Genomic DNA, 18,350 nt, shown 5'->3' on the forward strand with positions numbered 1-18,350 from the left:
GCCGAACGGCGCCCGCGAGTACCCCGGCCCGGTCGTGCACCCCCGCCCGGACCGAGGTTCCGCGGTGGGCCCGGCGTCAGCCCGCGTCGGCGGGCGCGAGCAGCCCCGGGTCGTCGAGGAGGTGCTCGACCAGGTCGGGAACCGTGGGGCGGTCGAAGACCAGGGTCGCGGACAGTCTCAGGCCGGTCGCGGCGGCCAGCCGGTTGCGTAACTCCACCCCGGCCAGGGAGTCGAAGCCCATGTCCTTGAACGACTGGTCGAGGTCGACCTCGTCGTCGTCACCGTAACCGAGCACCGTCGCCACCTCGCTCACCAGCAGATCCGCCAGCACCTCGCGGCGGCCGTCCGCGGGCAGCGACGTCAGCCGCCGGGACCACGCCGGGCCGCCCTCGCCCTCGCCCTCGCGCCGGTGAGCCGGGCGACGGGCCGGTGCGCGGACGCCCAGGCCACTGAGCAGCACCGGCAGGCCACCACTGTCCGCAAGGGCGCCCAGCGTCGGCCGGTCCCATCGGACCGGCAGCACATGGGTACCGCCCGTGGCCAGCGCGGCGTCGAACAGGGCCAGTCCCTCGGGCACCGACAGCGCGGCCACACCGCTCCGCCTCATCCGTGCCCGGTCGGCCTCGGACAGCTGACCGGTCATACCGCTGTCCGGCTCCCACAGGCCCCAGCCGAGCGAGGTACCCGTCATGCCCGCCGCCCGGCGGTGGTGGGCCAGTGCGTCCAGGAAGGAGTTGGCGGCGGCGTAGTTCGCCTGTCCCGCCGAACCCAGGGTCGCGACGACCGAGGAGAAGGACACGAACGCGGACAGCCGCATCCCCGCGGTCAGTTCGTGCAGGTGCCAGGCCGCTGTCGCCTTCGGGGCGAACACCCGGTCCACGGCGTCCGGCGTGAGCGTCTCGACGGTGCCGTCCGCGAGGACCCCCGCCGCGTGCACGATCGCGGTGAGCGGGTGCGCCTCCGGGATGTCCCGCAGCAGACCGGCCACCGCCGTCCGGTCCGTGAGGTCGCAGGCCACGAACGACACTCGCGCGCCCTGTCCGGTCAGTACCTCCGCCAGCTCCCCGGCCCCCTCGGCGGTCGCACCCCGGCGTCCGGCCAGCACCAGATCGCGCACGCCGTGGTGGGCGACCAGATGGCGGGCCAGCAGCCTGCCCAGCGTGCCGGTGCCGCCGGTGATCAGGACGGTGCCTTGCGGGTCGAAGCCGGGCGGCAGGGTCAGCACGACCTTGCCGGTGTGCCGCGCCTGGGCCAGATGACGCAGGGCCCGCGCGCTCTCCCGCACCGGCCAGGTGGTCACCGGCAGCGGTGTGAGCACACCTCGGCCGAACAGACCGAGCACCTCGGCGAGCATCCGTTCGACGTGCTCGGGCGCGGCCCGCAGCAGGTCGAAGACGTCGTAACGGACGCCGGGATGACGCCGGCGCACGTCCTCGGCGTCCCGGATGTCGGTCTTGCCGATCTCGACCAGGTGGCCGGAGGTCCCCAGCAGTCGCAGCGAGGCGTCGAGCAGCGGGCCAGTGAGCGAGTTGAGCACGACGTCGGGGCCCGCTCCGCCGGTGACATGACGGAACATCTCCTCGAAGTCGTCGGTGCGGGAGTTCGCGATGTGATCGTCCGCGACGCCGGCCGCGCGCAGCGTGTCCCACTTGCCGGGCGAGGCGGTGGCGAAGACCTCCGCCCCGAGATGCCGGGCGAGCTGGACGGCCGCGAGACCGACCCCTCCGGCCCCGGAGTGCACCAGGACCCGGTCGCCGGGGCGCACACCGGCCAGCTCGACCAGGCAGTGGTATGCCGTCAGATACACCACCGGCACCGTCGCGGCCCGCACGAACGACCAGCCGTCCGGGATCCGTGTCAGCAGCTGCCGCTCCGTGACGGCCACGGGGCCGAACGCGTTCCTCCGTACCAGGCCCATGACGTGGTCGCCGGGCCTGAGGTCCCGGACCCCGGGCCCCGTCTCCAGGACGACGCCGGCGCCCTCCAGGCCCAGGCCCTCCTGGCCCGGAACCATGTCCAGGACCACCACCACGTCACGGAAGTTGACGCCCGCCGCCCGCATCGCCACCCGGACCTCCAGCTCGCCGAGGGCCCGCGTCCGGTGGTCGTCCGGGACCAGGGCGAGCCCGTCCAGGGTGCCGCTCGTGCGGACGTCCAGGTGCCAGCTGCCGCCCGGCGGTGCGGTGAGCGTGGCGCGCGGGGGTGCGGCGGTCAGCCGTGGCGCGTGCCAGGCGGTGCCGCGCCAGGCCAGCTGCGGTTCACCGGTCGCCGCCGCCGCGGCAAGCCGGTCCGCCCGGCTCTCCCCGGTCCGTTCGCCGTCCAGATCGAGGAGCGTGAACCGACCGGGGTGTTCGCTCTGGGCGCTCATCAGCAACCCCCGGACCGTGGCGGCCGGGAGGTCCGGTGCGGGCGCGCCCGCACCCACCGCGACCGCGTTGCGGGTCATCACCAGCAGCCGTGCCGAACGCAGTTGGCCGGCGGCCAGCACGTCCTGCGCGAGCGCGAGCGCGGACCGGGCGGCCTGCCGGCCGGCCGCCGCCGGGTCGTCCTGGCCGGACGCGGTCTCCCGCGGTCCGGGGGGCCAGAACACCGCCACCAGATCCGGTACGGGGGCGCCCTCGTCGAGCGCCGACAGCAGCGCGGGGAGATCGGGGTGAACCACGGCCTGCGGCAGGTCCGGGTGCGCGGTGCCGAGCACCGCCCAGCGCGCGGCCCGATCGGGCGCGTCGGCGGACACCGGCTGCCAGTCCACCTCGAACAGGGCGTCCGCCGGTGTGCGGTCCGGTGCCGTCACCGCGGCGCGCGGGGTCGGGCGCAGGACGACCTCCCGCACGGTCACGACCGGCGCCCCGGACGGGTCGGTGAGCAGCAGCCGGGCCCGCTGGTGCCCGGTGACCGTCACGCGCACGCGTACCTCGTCCGCCTCCACGGCGTGCACCCGCACCCCGGCGAAGGAGAACGGCAGCAGGATGTGCTCGCCGCTGTCCGTCCGGTCCAGCGCGTCGATGACGAGGGCGTGCAGGGCCGCGTCCAGCAGCGCCGGATGCACGGCGAACCCGGTGACATCGGTGTCCGGGTCGAGCCTCACCTCGGCGTACAGCTCCTGCTCGCGCCGCCAGAGGGCCCGCAGGTTCCGGAAGGCCGGACCGTACTGGTAACCGGCGGCGGCCAGCCGGGCGTAGGCATCGGTGGTGTCGAGCGCCGCCTCCCCGCTCCGCGGCCACGGCACCGGCTCGTCCCGCACACCGTCAAGAAGCGGTGCGAGGGTTCCCGAGGCATGGCGGGTCCACCGGCTGTCCGCGCCGCCCGCGGCCCCGGCGGACCGGGAGTGCACCGTGAAGGCGCGGCTGCCCGTGGCGTCGGCGCCCGAGGCGGCGAACTGAACATCCACCGCTCCGTCGGCAGGCAGCACCAGGGGTGTCTCCAGCACGAGTTCGTCCACGGCGAGGCCGCCGAGCCGGTCCGCGGCGTGCGACGCGAAATCCAGCAGGGTGGTGCCCGAGAGCAGCGCCGTGCCGTGCACGACATGGTCGGCGAGCCAGGGCCGGTCGGCTGCCGAGATCCGTCCGGTGAGCAGCAGGCCCTCGTCGGCGGCCGACTCCACCGCGGCACCGAGCAGCGGATGCCCGGTCGTCATCGCACCGAGCCCGGCGGAACCGGTGACGGGCGACGACGAAAGCCAGTGGCGGCGGCGCTGGAAGGCGTAGGTGGGCAGTTCGACCGCGTCCGCGCGGCCCGGCGGCAGCAGCGTCGGCCAGTCGACCGGCGTGCCCCGTACATACGCCTCCGCGAGCGAGGCCAGCAGCCGGCGACGGCCGCCGTCGCCCCGTTGCAGGGTGCCCAGGGCGGAGCCGGGGACCCCGGCTGTGTCGAGGGTGTCCTGGACGGCGACGGTGAGCACCGGGTGCGGGCTGCACTCGATGAACAGCTCGTGTCCCGCGTCGATCAGTGCGGTGACGGCGTCGTGGAACCGCACGGGGGCGCGCAGACTCCGGAACCAGTGCTCCGCGTCCAGGCGCGTGGCCTCGTCGAGCAGGCCGCCCGTGAGTGTCGAGTACAGGGGGATCTCGGGGCGGCGCGGGGCGACCGGGGCCAGCAGGTCCAGCAGCTCCTGGTGCAGCGCCTCGACGTCCGGGGTGTGCGAGGAGTAGTCCACCGGGACCACGCGCGCGTGCACGCCTTCGGCGTCCCAGGCCGCGACCAGGGCGGCCAGCAGCGGCGCCGGGCCCGCGATCACGGTGGCCGCCGGACCGTTGACCCCGGCGATGTGCACCCGGCCCGTCACGGCGGGGTCGGCGAGCCGGTCGCGGACCCGGTCGGCCGGCAGGGCGACCGAGGCCATGCCGCCGGTGCCCGCCAGCCGGACCAGGGCCCGGCTGCGCAGGGCGACCACCCGGGCGGCGTCCGGCAACGACAGGGCGCCCGCCACGCACGCCGCGGCGATCTCGCCCTGGGAGTGTCCGACTACCGCGTCGGGCACCACACCATGGGCACGCCACACCTCCGCCAGCGATACCATCACGGCCCACAGCGCGGGCTGGACGACGTCGACCCGGTCCAGTGCGGCGGCGTCCGGCGCGCCGGTCAACACGTCGGTCAGCGACCAGTCGGTGTACGGGGTGAGCGCCTCCGCGCACTGCTGGACGCGGTCCCGGAACACCGGGGAGCCGTCGAGGAGTTCGCGCGCCATGCCGGCCCACTGCGAGCCCTGCCCGGGGAAGACGAACACGGTCCTGGCCGCCCTCGCCCGGCCCCGGATCACCCCGGGCGGGTCGTCGCCCCGGGCCAGAGCGGTCAGCAGCGCGCGGAACCCGTCCAGGTCCTCGGCGAGCACCACCGCCCGGTGCTCCAGCGCGGCGCGGGTCCCGGCCAGCGCCCGGGCGACGTCGGCCGTGCGCGGCGGGGGCGAGGCGGCCAGCGCGTCGGTGAGCCGCGCGGCCTGCCTCGCCAGGGCCGGTGCGCTGCGTGCGGACAACGGCCACACCGACGGGCTCCCTTGCGGGGCGGGGCCCGTGCCGGGCGGGTCCGCAGGGTCCGGCGCCGGTGTCAGTGCCGGTGCCGGTGCCGGTACCGGTACCGGTACCGGTGCCTCTTCCAGGATCAGGTGGGCGTTGGTTCCGCTGATGCCGAACGAAGAGACGCCGGCCCGGCGCGGTGTGTCCCGGCGCTGCCACGGACGGGCCTCGATGAGCAGTGCCACGCTCTCCTCCCGCCACTCCACGTGCGGCGTCGGCGCATCCACGTGCAGGGTGCGCGGCAGCCGTTCGTGGCGCAGGGCCTGCACCATCTTGATGACCCCGCCGACGCCGGCGGCGGCCTGCGCGTGTCCGATGTTCGACTTCAGCGAACCCAGCCACAGCGGACGGCCGGCGGGTCGGTCCCGGCCGTAGGCCGCCAGCAGCGCCCGGGCCTCGATCGGGTCGCCGAGCCGGGTGCCCGTGCCGTGCGCCTCCACCGCGTCGATGTCCCCCGAGGAGAGCCCGGCGGCGCACAGCGCGTCCCGCACGACCTGCTCCTGGGCCGGCCCGCTCGGCGCGGTCAGCCCGTTGCTCGCGCCGTCCTGGTTGACGGCGGAGCCACGGACGACGGCCAGCACCCGGTGTCCGTTGCGGCGGGCCGCCGACAGGCGTTCCAGGACGATCAGGCCGACGCCTTCGGCCCAGGAGGTGCCGTCGGCGGCGGCGGCGAACGGCTTGCAGCGGCCGTCACCGGCGAGTCCCTGCTGCCGGCTGAACTCCAGGAACATGCCCGGCGTCGCCATCACGCACGCCCCGCCGGCGAGCGCGAGATCGCACTCGCCGGCCCGCAGCGAGCGGACCGCCAGGTGGAGGGCGACCAGTGAGGAGGAGCAGGCGGTGTCGACGGTGAGGGCCGGGCCACGCGAACCGAGGGTGTAGGCGATGCGTCCGGAGGCGACGCTCGTGGTGGTGCCGGACAGGAGATAGCCCTCGACGCCCTCGTCCCCGGTGCGGGTCAGCGACCCGTACTCCTGGGCGGTGACTCCGGCGAACACACCGGTGGGGCTGTCCCGCAGGCCGGTCGGATCGATGCCGGCGTGCTCCAGCGCCTCCCAGGCGGACTCCAGCAGCAGTCGCTGCTGGGGGTCCATGGCGAGGGCCTCGCGGGGGCTGATGCCGAAGAACTCCGCGTCGAACTCGTCGGCGTCGTGCAGGAATCCGCCGAGACGGGTGACGGTGTGTCCGGCGGCTCCGGCATCCCCGGCCGCATCGTGGAGTTCGTCGATGCGCCAGCCCCGGTTCGTCGGGAACGGGGAGATGGCGTCGGTGCCGGAGTCGACGAGACGCCACAGGTCCTCGGGACCGCGCACCCCACCGGGGAAGCGGCAGGCCATACCGACGATCGCGACGGGATCGCGGTCCCGGTCCCGGAGGTCGGCGAGTTCCTGCCGGGTCCGGTACAGCTCCGTGGTGGCCCGTTTCAGATACGTACGCAGTCTGGTCTCGGTCATGACGGCCCCGGAGTCGTCTTCGGGACCCGGCCCGGGATCAGGCGTCGAACTCGCGGTCGAGGAGGGCGAAGATTTCGTCATCGGTGGCGGTTCCGATCTGCTCGGTGAGGTCGTTGACGTCGTCGGGCACGTGCGCGCTCCGGGTGCCGGGGAGGACGGACAGCAGGGCCCGCAGTTCGCGGACGAGCCGTTCGCCGTTCGCCGGGTCCGGCGGTTCCTCGGACAGGGCCGTCCGCAGTCGGTCGAGGGCCGCGGGTACGGCGGAGGCCGGTTCGGGCCCGGGGCGCGTCAGCTCGCTCAGGAGGTACTCGGTGAGACCGGCGGGCGTGGGCCGGTCGAAGACGAGGGACACCGGCAACGGCAGTCCGGTCAGCTCCCGCAGACGGTCGCGGTACTCCACGGCGGTGACGGAGTCGAACCCGGCGTCGCGGAAGGAACGGTGCGGGTCGATCGCCGCCGCCCCCGGATGTCCGAGTACGGCGGCGGCCTCGGCCCGCACCAGCCCCAGCGCGGAGCGATACCGCTCCCGACCGACGCGACCTGCCAGCACGCGGTGCCAGTAGGGCTGGTCGGCGAGCTCTTCGGGCCCTGCGACCGGGCCGATCCCCGCGGGCGTCTCGGCCGCGGGCGTCTCCGCCGCGGCGGTGGAGGCCGGGGTGGTGGGTGCCGGGGTGGTGGGTGCCGGGGTGGCCAGGACCGGCGCGGTGGCCGCCGGCGGTCCCGGGGTCCCCAGAGGCCGGTCGGTGCGCGGTGCGGGTGGCAGCCAGTGGGGGTGGCGTTGGAAGCGGTAGGTCGGCAGGTCGGCGCGCGGGCCGGGAGCCAGCAGCGCGGACCAGTCGATGTGCCGGCCCGCGGCATGCAGTCGGGAGACGGTGGTGAGCAGGGCCGTCGGCTCGTCGTGGCCGGGGCGGAGTGTGGCGGTCAGGAGGGGGGCCGGAGCCCCGTCCGGGTCGGCGGGCGGCAGACAGCGGGCTGCCTGCACGGTCAGGGCCGGTTCGGGTCCGACTTCCAGGTAGGCGCCGGTCCCGTACGCGTCGAGTGTGCGCACGGCGTCGGCGAACCGGACGGTGGCCCTCACGTGCCGGGTCCAGTAGTCCGGTGAGCACAACTGCTCGGCGGTGGCGAGGGTGCCCGTGACGTTGGAGACGACCGGGATGCGGGGCGGGTGGTAGTCCAGGCCGGCGGCGACGCCGCGGAACTCGTCCAGAATCGGGTCCATGAGCGGCGAGTGGAACGCGTGGCCGACCCGCAGCCGCCGGGTTCTGCGCCCCCGCGCGGCCCAGTGTGCGGCGACCCGCTCGACGGCGTCGGCCGCGCCCGAGACGACCACGGACTCCGGTGCGTTGATCGCGGCGACATCCACGGCGCCGGGGGGCAACGCGGCCCGCACCTCCGCCGGGCTCGCCCGCACCGCGAGCATCGCGCCCTCGCCCGGGGCCCCGTGCATCAACCGGCCCCGGGCGGAGACCAGCGCGGCCGCGTCAGGAAGCGAGAGCACGCCGGCCGCGTGGGCGGCGACCAGTTCACCGACGGAGTGCCCGGCGAGCACGGACGGCCTCACGCCCCAGGACTCCAACAGCCGCAGCAGGGCCGTCTCCACGGCGAACAGGGCGCATTGGGCGTAGTCGGTGCGCCAGGCGAGGCCGTCGGCGTCCGGGGTGTGGAACAGCAGGTCGTGCAACGGCCGGTCGAGATACGGGTCGAGGTGTTCGCAGATCTCGTCCAGGGCCTCGGCGAAGGCGGGGAAGGCTGTGTACAGGCCGCGGCCGGACCCCGGCCAGTGGACTCCCTGCCCGGTGAACAGGACCGCGAGCGCCGCGTCTTCCTGCGCACGGCCCTTGATCACCGCCGGATCGGGGCGTCCCTCGGCGAGGGCGTCGAGAGCGGCCAGCGGCGGTCGCCCGTCCGTCGCCGGCAGCACGGCCCGGTGTTCGTGGTGGGCACGGGCGGTGGCCAGGGTACGGGCCGCGTCGGCGGGTTCGGTCCCGGGGCGGCGCAGATGCGCGGCCAGGGCGCGGGCCTGGGCCCGTAGCGCGGGGGCGGTGCGGGCGGACAGCAGCCACGGCACGGGCGCGCCGGGCACGGCCTCCTTCCCCGGGCCGCCGAGGAACGGCTCCCCCGGCGTTGTCGCCGTCGCGGCCCGCTCCCGCGATCCGCCGGGCACGGCTTCCGGCGGCGCGGCGAGAACGACATGGCAGTTGGTGCCCCCCATGCCGAAGGAGGAGACTCCGGCGAGCGGCGGTTCGTCCGGGCGGGGCCAGCCGGTGAGAGCGGCCTGTACACGCAGGCCCAGGTCGGCGAGGGGGACGGCGGCGTGCGGGGCGGTGAAGTTCAGGCTGGGGACGAGTCGCCGGTGACGTATGCACAGTGCTGTCTTGAGCAGGCCCACCAGACCGGCGGCACCCTCCAAATGCCCGACGTTGGTCTTGGCGGAACCGACACGCAAGGCGTCGCCGGGGCCGCGTCCCGCACCGTGGACGGCTCCGAGGGCCGCGGCCTCCACCGGGTCGCCGACCCGGGTGCCGGTGCCGTGCAGTTCCACGTACTGCACCCGGGCGGGGGCGACACCGGCCGTCGCGCAGGCGCGGCGCAGCACCGCTTCCTGGGCCCGGCTCCCCGGCACGGTCAGCGGGTCCGGTCCGTCGTCGCTGTTCATGGCCGAACCGAGGACGACGCAGTGCACGCGGTCGCCGTCGGCGAGGGCGCGTGCGAGCGGCTTGAGCACCACCAGGGCCGCGCCCTCGCCGCGTACGTAGCCGTCGGCCCGCGCGTCGAAGGTGCGGCAGCGGCCGTCCGGTGACAGCGCGCCGAACCGCATCGTCGCCAGGAGGCTGCCGGGAGCCAGGTTGAGGTGGACCGCCCCCGCGAGCGCGAGACCGGCCTCCCCGTTCCGCAGGGCCGCGCAGGCCAGGTGTACCGCGGCCAGGCCGGAGGACTGCCCGGTGTCCACGGTGAGGCTGGGGCCACCCAGCCCCAGGAGGTGGCTGATCCGGTTGGCGATGACGCCGCGGTGGACACCCGGCAGGGTGTGCGCCGTGACGGCGGCGGCGCCCCGTGCGTGGGTGAGCTGCGCATAGTCGTCGGCCATGGCGCCCACGAAGACGCCGGTGCCGCTGCCGCGGAGGCGGGCGGGCACGACGAAGGCGTCCTCCAGGGCCTCCCAGGCCAGTTCCAGCATCAGACGCTGCTGCGGGTCCATGGCCACCGCCTCGCGCGGTGAGATGCCGAAGAATCCCGCGTCGAAACCGGCCACGTCCGGGAGGAAACCGCCGCGCGCCGGAGCGGCCTCGTCCGTGCCGAGCCGGCCGTAGCGGCCCGCGGGCGCCTCGGTGATCGCGTCGTGGCCGTCGCGCAGCAGGTCCCAGAAGGCGTCGGGGCCGGGCGCGCCGGGCAGTCGGCAGGCCATGCCGATCATCGCGATCGCCTCGGGAGGCGCGGAGGTTGCCGCCGGGGTGCTCAAGGTGGTACTCCCTCGTGGGTCGGGTCGCCGGGGTGGTCGGTCGTGGGAGCGGAGACGGCGGCCGGTTCGCCGACGCGGACGCCGCCGGGTGCGGACACAGCGGCCAGTTCGCCGACGCGGACGCCGCCGGGTGCGGAGGCGCCGGTCGGGCACACCGCGGCACGGGCGTGAACCCCCGTGCGGGCAAACGGAGTTCAGGCGTCGGTGCGGGCGAGGACGCGGCGGAGCACGGTGTCCAGCGCGTGTGCGGGGTCGGGCCGTGTGGTCGCCGCACGCCAGGCGACGAAGCCGTCGGGGCGGATCAGGACCGCGCCGGTCTCCGTCACGCCCATGGCGTCGTGCCAGGACCGGTCCCGCTCCGTCACCTCGTGGCCGACGCGCAGCACGTCGAGGACGCCGCCGGTCCGCCGGGCCACGGCGCGCGCGGCGTCGTCCCATTCGGTCGCCTTGGAGCCCGCCATGAGCAGCGAGCGGCCGCGTACGAGGGAGAGTGTGGACACCGTACGGCCGTCGTCGGCACCGAGCCACAGGTGCGGCACCCTGGTGCCCGGGGTGCCGGACAGGGTGCGCGGGTCGGCGAAGTCGGCGGTGCCGCCCGCCTGTTCCCGTTCGCCGTCGATGACAGCGGCGGAGTGGTACCGGTATCCGAACATGACGCTGAGGGTGTCCGCGATGCCGGTCTCTGCCGGTCCGCCGCCGGCGCCCGACCGGGCTTTGAGGCGCAGCGCCGCCTGGCGCATGATCGCCCGCCCGACGGGTCGGCGCTCGGCGTCGTAGGTGTCGAGCAGGGCCGGCCCGGCCTGCCCGTGCAGTACGGCGGCCAGCTTCCAGGCGAGGTTGTGCGCGTCCTGGATGCCGGTGTTGGCGCCGTAGCCGCCCACCGGCGGGATGACATGGGCGGCGTCGCCGACGAGGAACACCCGGTTCTGCGCGTACCGTTCGGCCACCAGCGCCGCCATCTCCCACGGCAGGGCGCTCAGGACGGTCACGGGCAGGTCGCTCACCCCGACGGCGGCACGGACCAACTCCGTGCAGCGTTCGGGAGTGTAGGCCGGGAACGGGTCGGTGCCCGGGTCGTGGGTGACGATGAGCGTGCCCTGCCGCAAGCTGTCGTCGTGCCCGAGCACGCCGTCGACCAGGGAGTTGGCGATGCGGCACACGGCGAAGCGGCGTCCGCGCAGGGGGCCGCGCAGATCCGCCCTGAAGACGATGCTGATCTGATGACGGAGGGTGCCGCGGCCCTGCCGGGCGATGCCGAGACGTTCGCGTACGGAGCTGTGGGCGCCGTCGGCCGCGATCAGATAGCGCGCGCGGACCCGGCGTTCGGTGCTGGTCTCCCGGTCGCGGAGCGTGGCGGTGACGCCGTCGGCGTCCTGTGTCAGTTCGAGCAGTTCGGTGCCGAAGCGGACGTCGGCGCCGAGGGCGCGGGCGCGACGCAGCAGGATCGGCTCGACGCGGTCCTGGCTCAGCGAGAGGATGCGGGCGACGGGGCTGATGTCCCCGACGTCCTCGGGTTCCGGTATGCGGGTCACGGAGATCTCCCGCCCGGCCAGCGACTCGACCTTGCCGTTGAGGGTGTGCCCGGCGTAACCGGCGGCTTCGGTCAGCAAGTCGTCGGTCACGCCGACAGCGTCCAGCAGCTCCAGGGTGCGCGGGTACAGACCCCAGGCGCGCGGGTGGACGGAGGTGCCGGCGTGCCGCTCGACCAGGATGTGCCGCACGCCGTGCGAGGAGAGGAACAACGACATGGAGAGTCCCGCCAGGCCGCCACCGACGACCAGGACGGTGGCGGTCTCCTCGTGGCCGGGAGTGGTGTCCTCGTGCACGTCAGGCCCCTTCCGCGAGTGCGCGGGCCCCGGTCGGGGCCCATGTTCCGGTGAGCCTGTCAGGGGGCTGTGAAGGACGGCTCGAATCGCGCTCGCGCGCCGGTCCTCTCGTCCGACGCCGTAGGCCCTGTCTGAGGGATCCTTGCGCCGACCGGTCTTATTTCACCCGGAAGTTGGCCATCATCCCCATGTCCTCGTGCTCCAGGTTGTGGCAGTGGAAGACGTACCTGCCGCGGTAACCGGTGAAGCGGGCGATGATCTCCATCTCCTTGCCGGACTGGAGGTCGACGGTGTCCTTCCACCCCGCGTCGTAGGGCCCCGGGTCGTTCTGGTTGCGGCTGAGCACCTGGAAGTGGGCGAGGTGCAGATGGACGGGGTGGTGGGCGTCGCCGTCGAAACGCCAGATCTCGGTCGCCCCGAGTTCCGGCTCGGCGTGGTCCCGCTCGGGGTCGTACACGCGCCCGTCGATGTCCCAGCCGTCGTCGCCGCGCTGGTTGAAGTCGAACTTGCGGGTCACGGTGGCCGAGGAGCGGCTGAGCGGCTCGAAGTCCACGAGCTTGGTGGGCACCCGGCTGTCGTCCGCGGCCTTGCGGACCACGTGGAACCGCATGACCTTGCCGGTGCCGCCACTGTCGAGCTTGTTGACCATGTCGATCCGGGTGCCGACCGGGAACCGGGAGAAGTCCACCACCACGTCGAACCGTTCGGCCGGGGCCATCTGGATCTCGTCGTGCGCGATGGGCCGGCCCAGCAGGCCGAGGTCGCTGCCGATCTGCGCGAAGGCGCTGCCGGACTGCGGGCCCGGATCCAGGGCGAGCCGGTAGCGGCGCGCGTTCGAGGCGTTGAGCAGCCGGAACCGGTAGCGGGTATTGCTGACCTCCAGGACCGGCCAGGGCGCGCCGTTGACCAGGACGACGTCTCCGAGCACGCCCTCCATGAAGTCCCCGGTGACGCCGTGCTCGCTCTTCAGGTCCGGGTCGACGGCGGGGTAGTCGAAGGCGCCGCTCTCAGTGAACGAACGGTCGCAGATCATCAGCGGGATGTCGCGCTCGCCCTTGGGCAGCGGCAGGTTGTCCTCGTCGTCGTCGTGGACCAGGTGGAAACCGGCGAGGCCGTAGTAGACCTGCGGGCCGGTGAAGTCCATCCGGTGGTCGTGGTACCAGAGCGTGGCCGCCTGCTGCTCCAGCGGATAGTGGTACTCCCGGCTGCCCTGGGAGACGTTGCCGCCGTGCGCGTCGTGGCCGTCCCAGCCGCCGCGCGGCAGAATCAGGTCGGTCGGGAAACCGTCGTGCTCGGCGGGGGTCCGGCCGCCGTGCAGATGGACGGCGACCGGGACGTCCAGTTCGTTGGTGTGCCCTACGACGATCGGCCGGCCGCTGCGGGTGGCGAGCGTGGGCCCGGGGAAGAGGCCGTTGTAGCCCCAGATCTCTGTTCGCACGCCGGGGAGGATCTCCACCTGGGCGGGCTTCTGGACGATGTCGTAGTAGTCGACGCCCCCTTGCGTCCTCGCGGGCTTCAGGACGGGCGGGATGGGCAGCGGGGCCTGGAACGGGGTGGGGTGCCTGGCCCCGCTCTTGCGTAACGAGCCGGTGCTCTCGCCCTCGTCCTGACAACCGGTCAGGAGGGACGCGGCGGGCAGTGCCACGGCGGCACCCCCGGCGAGCCGCAGCAGTTTCCGGCGGGTCAGGGACATCCCAGGCTCCTCACTGATGGTGGGAGCGGCCGCCGTTGTGCCGTCCCACGCGTCTGCGCGCCGGCGACCACCCCCGTGGCTTTGACGGGAATTCTACATGTAGTAGTTCTACTTATGAGGTGATCTCGTGGCACGCGTCGCCCGCCCGGCACATGGGCCGCGCACGCGGGAGGAGGCACCCGGTCCACGAATGCCTCCTGCGCCGCCGCACGGCGCCATCCTCAGCGCACGCTCGTCGGGGGCGCCGACGCGGCGGCCCCGGTACGGGACAGGAGCCGGCCGCGCAGCGGGCCCGACGCCACAGCGAGGGCGGTGCCCGCCAGCAGTGCCAGCGCGGCCAGCAACAGGTAGTAGACGGCGTCGGGGACGACACCGGCGAGCTGTGCCAGTCGCCCTCCCGCCGCCGCGCCGACTGCCGCTGACAGCCAGAACATGCCGATCATCCGGCCCGTGTACCCCGGCGGAGCCACCTCGGCAGCCAGGCTCAGTCCGATGGGCGCGACGGCCAACTCCCCGCAGACCAGCAGCAGATAGGCCGCCACCAGCCACAGCGGCGACACCGGTCCCCGCACCGCGGCGGAAGCCGCCGCGGCCATCACCACGAAGGCGGCGCCGCCCAGCAGCAAACCGGCGGAGAACTTGGCCGGCGCCCCCGCCCGGCGGCCCAGCCGCACCCACAGGACCGCCGCGAGCGGCGACAGCAGCAGGAGAAACAGTGGCTGGACGGACTGGAACCAGCTGGCCGGCACCTCGAACGCCCCCACCGTACGGTCCACCTCGTCCCGCGCGAACAGATTGAGCAGCGCGGGCCCTTGGGCGAACAGCAGCCAGAAGACGGAGGACGCCGCGAGCATCCACGCCATCGCCCGCAGCCTCACGCGCTCCGCCCGGCCGACAACAGGCGCGCGCAGCAACGCCCGGTAGTACAGCACCGGGACGGCCAGGACCATCAGTCCTACCGCCATCAGCACCCGCTGAAGCGACAGCGTGCCGGTCGCCGCAGCCACCACCACCGCCAGTGCGGACAGCCCGACGGCCCAGCCTGCCCGGCGCAGCACCCGCCGCAACTCCCCGCCGGCCAGCGGCCGTTCCGGACGTACGCCCACGTCACCGAAGTGCGACCGGCCCGCCACGTAACAGACCACGCCGATGACCATGCCGAGCGCGGCGGCACCGAACCCCAGGTGCCAGTGGACCGTCTCGCCGAGGAATCCGGTCACCAGGGGCGCGAGCAGCGCGCTGACCTGAACGCTCATGTAGAACAGGGAGAACGCCGCCTCCCGGCGCTCGGGAGAGTTCTGGTAGAGGCGGCCGATCATCGCCGCCATACCGGGTTTGACCAGGCCACTGCCCGCGATCACCAGCCCCAGCCCCGGATAGAGCCACCCGGCGGACGGCACCGCGAGCAGGACATGGCCGGCGGTGATCAGCAGCCCGCCGTACAGCGTGGCGCGGCGGGCGCCGAAGAGCCGGTCCGCCAGCCAGCCGCCCGGCAGCGCCGCCATGAACACCAGAGCCAGGTAGAGGCCGGACAGTGCGGCGGCATCCGCCTCCGTCATGGCGAGGCCGCCGTCGTCGCGGTCCGACACCAGGTAGAGATAGAGGATGGCGAGCATCCCGTAGAAGCTGAACCGCTCCCACAGGTCGACCACGAACAGCGTGCCGAACCAGCGCGGTTGTCCCGCGAGGCCGATCCGCGCCTGCCCGCTCACCACGTGTCCCCGCTGCCCGCCGGCTCCGGACGGTGCAGCATTTCCACCACCGCGCAGGACCAGGTGAAGCCGGCGCCCACCCCGGCCAGCAGGCACAGTTGGCCCGGTGCCAGTGCGCCGGTGTCCACCAGGTGCCCGAAACCCGCGAACTGGTCGCCCGCGCCCAGGTGACCCACCCGCCGGCCCCACGACCACGTGGTCCGTTCCACATCGATGCCCAACGGCCCCAGGAAGTGGGCCTCCAGACGGGGCCGCCCCAGGTGCGGAAGCACGAACCGGTCCAGGTCCGCCAGTGTCACCCCGGCGTCCGTCAGACAGCGCTTGAGCACCGTCCGCTGGCCCTCGTCGATCCGGCCGAGCACACTGTCCAGGCCGGTGGCGGCCACGAAGTCGCGACGCGGCGGCTCCAGGTCGACCGGCCGGCGGACCGCGAACGGCGCGTCGCCGAACGGGTCGTTGCCCCGGTGCATCCCCTCCAGGCCTGGATCGGCGTGCGTCGTCAGGGCCAGGACTCGCGCGAACCCGCCGCGCCGCGACAGCACGAGAGCGGTGCCACCGTCGCCGTACGCGGTGCCCGCGTCGCTGCGCCACCGGTCGAAACCCGGCGGGCAGAACCGGTCCCCGGTGGTGATCAGGGCCTCGGACCGGTCCGTACCGCCGGCCAGGCAGCCGGCCGCCAGGTGCAGGGCGGCCATGCCGCCGTTGGACATCTGGCGCACCTCGATCGCCGGACAGGTGTTGCCCAGGGCCACCCGCTGCACATAGGACGCGGGGGCCCACATGTCGTGGCCCTGATAGAAGGTGGTGGCGTGCAGCAGCAGGTCGATGCCGGCGGGAGCGGACCCGGCCTGTGCCAGGGCCGCCCCGGCCGCTCGTGCCGCCATCTCCGGTCCGGACTCCCCCGGGGAGACCCGGACCGACTCGACCTCGCTACGCCACCACGCCCGCCGTCGGCACAACCCGGCGGCCTCGACCTCGGCCAGGGTCGTCGCGGGCGGGAGCCGACGGCCGGTGCCGGCGATATAGAGGTCGACGGGGGTCACGTGGACGCCTCCACGAAGGCCGCGACGACCTCGTACACCTCGAAGAAGCGGTCCCGCCCGCGGTCCTGGTACGGCCGCAACGGCGAGGTGGACGGCCGGTGCCGCGCGGTCTCCTCCCAGGCGCGGAAGGCCGCGAGGCTCTCCCACTCGCTCATCACGACCAGGCTCCCCGGATCACCCGCGGAGCGGAGCAGTTCGTTGCCCCGCAGCCCCGGCGTTCCCGAGAGGTTCCGGCTGATCTGCTCGTACGCCCGTTCCACCGCTCCCGGATCGCCCGCGGGGGCCCGGTGCCACAGCAGTACCCGGGCCCGCGCGGTCACGGGGCGGTCCCGGCGGACGCGCCGGGCAGGAAGTGCACCCCGCTCATGATGTGCATCGAGCCGCCGCGCCGGTACGGGTGCAGCTTGGTGCGGTGCTCCACATGGGCGTCGCTGTGCTCGAACTCCCGGAAGCGTTTCTCGTCGGCCCAGTCGCTGATCACGTAGTAGACCGACTCCTCATCGGCGCCGCGCATCAGCCACTGGCCCAGGTTGGCCGGATGACCGGTGATGACGTTGCCGATGGACAGCCAGGTCCGCTCGAAATCGTCCTCCATTCCCGGGTTGATCTCGAACCGCAGCAGCACCCGGAAGAGCGTGCCGTTCTCCGTCATCCTCAGATCCCTCCGTCCACGGCGAGGGTGGCTCCGGTCATGTACCGGGACAGGTCGCCGACGAGGAACAGCACCACATCCGCGACCTCGTCCGGGGCGCCGAGCCGCCCCAGGGACGTCAGCGCCCGGTAACGGGCCTGGAGCGCCTGGTACTGCTCGGGCGGCAGTGCCGCCGCCGCCTCGGTCTCGATCACCCCCGGGTCGACCATGTTGACGCGGATGCCGCGGCCGCCCAGTTCCTTGCACAGGGACCGGCTCAGACCGGTCAGACCGGCCTTGGCCGCGGTGTAGTGCGCCCGCTGCGGGAGGCCGACCGTGGCCACCCGGGAGCCGATGTTCACCACCGAGGCACCCTGCCCGAGCAGGGGCAGTGCCCCCTGTGTCACCAGGAAGGCGGCCGTGAGATGGGTGTCGATCACCCGGTGCCACTCGTCCTCGGCGAGCTCCGCGAAAGGGATGTGGCTGATGACGCCCGCGTTGTTGACCACGGCGTCCAGCGAGCCGTACCGGGCGCGCGCCTCCTCCAGCAGGCTCCGGACCTGGGCCGGATCCGTGACGTCCGCGCGCACCAGGTGGTGGCCGCCGGGTATCTCCTTCAGCTCGGAGGCGAGCGAGGCGGCCGCCTCGTTCTCCTGCCGGTGGCAGGTGAGGACGTTGGCCCCGGCCCGTGCCAGGGTGAGCACGATGGCCCGCCCGATGCCCCGGGTGCCGCCCGTCACCAGTACGTTGCGGTCGGTCAGTCGCACACTCGTCATCGTTTCTCCCCTGTCTGCCGGGCGGTGGTGCGCCGGGCGGCGGCCTCGACGCGTTCCTTGATGTGCGCCATCTGCACGGCGCTGTTCTTCTCCAGGTGCGCGGCCATCGCCGGGTCGTCGAAGGGCATCTCGTCCTTGACGTGGAACTCCTGGACCCAGCGCATCTCCACGCCGCCGTCGACCTCGCGGTAGTCCCAGAACAGGCGCATGAACTCGAACGGGCCGGTCTCCACCCGGTGCGCCCGCACCGTGCGGGTCGCCGGGTCGGCGGTGCGCACGGAGACCCAGTCGCGCACCTCGCCGTTCTCGTCCGGGTGCGTCGTGAGCCGGAACCGCACGGTCTCGTCCCGCCGTTCCAGGACGTCGACCCGGGCGTACTCGGTGAACAGCGCCGGCCAGGACTCGACGTCGTTCGTCATGTCCCAGACCAGGTTCATCGGCGCGTCGACGCGCACCGAGCACTCGGTGCGGGCGCTCATGGGGCCACCGCCCCGGAGAGCCGGCCGCGGACGTACCCGGCCAGTTTTCCGGGCGTGCTCAGCTCGGGGACCAGGTCCTCGGGAATGGCCGTGCCGTACTCCTTCTCGATCTTGCTGATGATCTCCAGCAGAGCCAGCGAGTCGTACCCGAGGTCGATGAACTCCAGGCCGGATATGTCCGACTCCAGGTCCACGGAGTCGTCGACTCCCACAGCTACGCGCATCACACGACGCAGATCGTCCAGGGTGAAGTCCTGCATG

11 protein-coding genes are annotated in these 18,350 nt (G+C 73.8%); all 11 read right to left on the bottom strand.

What is annotated here, in order from left to right; translation table 11 throughout:
* Positions 1-76 precede the first annotated feature (76 nt).
* The gene (locus tag ACIQD6_RS19455) at positions 77-6,469 is read right to left on the bottom strand and encodes an SDR family NAD(P)-dependent oxidoreductase (protein ID WP_401884116.1); all 6,393 of its coding nucleotides are present in this window, start codon (positions 6,467-6,469) and stop codon (positions 77-79) included.
* Between the two features lie 37 nt (positions 6,470-6,506).
* Positions 6,507-9,929: a type I polyketide synthase gene (locus ACIQD6_RS19460; protein ID WP_401884118.1), complete on the bottom strand. Its 3,423-nt coding sequence runs from the start codon at positions 9,927-9,929 to the stop codon at positions 6,507-6,509.
* Positions 9,930-10,123: 194 nt separating this feature from the next.
* A complete protein-coding gene (locus tag ACIQD6_RS19465; protein ID WP_401884119.1) occupies positions 10,124-11,755 on the bottom strand; it encodes an FAD-dependent monooxygenase in 1,632 nt (543 codons plus the stop codon).
* A gap of 157 nt (positions 11,756-11,912) precedes the next feature.
* On the bottom strand, positions 11,913-13,448 hold the full coding sequence (locus ACIQD6_RS19470) for a multicopper oxidase family protein (protein ID WP_401884121.1): 1,536 nt from the start codon (positions 13,446-13,448) through the stop codon (positions 11,913-11,915).
* Positions 13,449-13,669: 221 nt separating this feature from the next.
* Positions 13,670-15,160 (bottom strand): peptide MFS transporter, encoded by a 1,491-nt coding sequence (locus tag ACIQD6_RS19475; protein ID WP_401884123.1) that lies wholly within the window; start codon positions 15,158-15,160, stop codon positions 13,670-13,672.
* Entirely contained in the window at positions 15,157-16,203 is a 1,047-nt protein-coding gene (locus tag ACIQD6_RS19480; protein ID WP_401884125.1) for a ketoacyl-ACP synthase III family protein, read from the bottom strand. Before ACIQD6_RS19480 ends, ACIQD6_RS19475 begins: the two co-directional genes overlap by 4 nt.
* Complete coding sequence (locus ACIQD6_RS19485; protein ID WP_401884127.1) at positions 16,200-16,523, bottom strand: antibiotic biosynthesis monooxygenase family protein; 324 nt, start codon at positions 16,521-16,523, stop codon at positions 16,200-16,202. The genes ACIQD6_RS19480 and ACIQD6_RS19485 overlap by 4 nt, the downstream gene beginning before the upstream one ends.
* Positions 16,520-16,855 carry an antibiotic biosynthesis monooxygenase family protein gene (locus ACIQD6_RS19490; protein ID WP_401884129.1) on the bottom strand — a complete coding sequence of 112 codons (336 nt, stop codon included), beginning with the start codon at positions 16,853-16,855 and terminating at the stop codon, positions 16,520-16,522. Before ACIQD6_RS19490 ends, ACIQD6_RS19485 begins: the two co-directional genes overlap by 4 nt.
* 2 nt (positions 16,856-16,857) lie before the next feature.
* On the bottom strand, positions 16,858-17,610 hold the full coding sequence (locus ACIQD6_RS19495; RefSeq protein ID WP_401884131.1) for an SDR family NAD(P)-dependent oxidoreductase: 753 nt from the start codon (positions 17,608-17,610) through the stop codon (positions 16,858-16,860).
* A complete protein-coding gene (locus ACIQD6_RS19500; RefSeq protein WP_401884133.1) occupies positions 17,607-18,089 on the bottom strand; it encodes an SRPBCC family protein in 483 nt (160 codons plus the stop codon). The genes ACIQD6_RS19495 and ACIQD6_RS19500 overlap by 4 nt, the downstream gene beginning before the upstream one ends.
* Positions 18,086-18,349 carry an acyl carrier protein gene (locus ACIQD6_RS19505; protein WP_401884135.1) on the bottom strand — a complete coding sequence of 88 codons (264 nt, stop codon included), beginning with the start codon at positions 18,347-18,349 and terminating at the stop codon, positions 18,086-18,088. The genes ACIQD6_RS19500 and ACIQD6_RS19505 overlap by 4 nt, the downstream gene beginning before the upstream one ends.
* Position 18,350: the final 1 nt, after the last annotated feature.

This window comes from Streptomyces sp. NPDC088400 (assembly GCF_044753355.1).
Taxonomy (GTDB): Bacteria; Actinomycetota; Actinomycetes; order Streptomycetales; family Streptomycetaceae; genus Streptomyces.

Excerpts from the sequence above, each read along its gene's own strand:
- ACIQD6_RS19490 (WP_401884129.1), bottom strand. The coding sequence starts at position 16,855 with ATGACGGAGAACGGCACGCTCTTCCGGGTGCTGCTGCGGTTCGAGATC.
- ACIQD6_RS19470 (WP_401884121.1), bottom strand. The coding sequence starts at position 13,448 with ATGTCCCTGACCCGCCGGAAACTGCTGCGGCTCGCCGGGGGTGCCGCC.
- ACIQD6_RS19455 (WP_401884116.1), bottom strand. The coding sequence starts at position 6,469 with ATGACCGAGACCAGACTGCGTACGTATCTGAAACGGGCCACCACGGAG.
- ACIQD6_RS19495 (WP_401884131.1), bottom strand. The coding sequence starts at position 17,610 with ATGACGAGTGTGCGACTGACCGACCGCAACGTACTGGTGACGGGCGGC.
- ACIQD6_RS19500 (WP_401884133.1), bottom strand. The coding sequence starts at position 18,089 with ATGAGCGCCCGCACCGAGTGCTCGGTGCGCGTCGACGCGCCGATGAAC.
- ACIQD6_RS19505 (WP_401884135.1), bottom strand. The coding sequence starts at position 18,349 with ATGCAGGACTTCACCCTGGACGATCTGCGTCGTGTGATGCGCGTAGCT.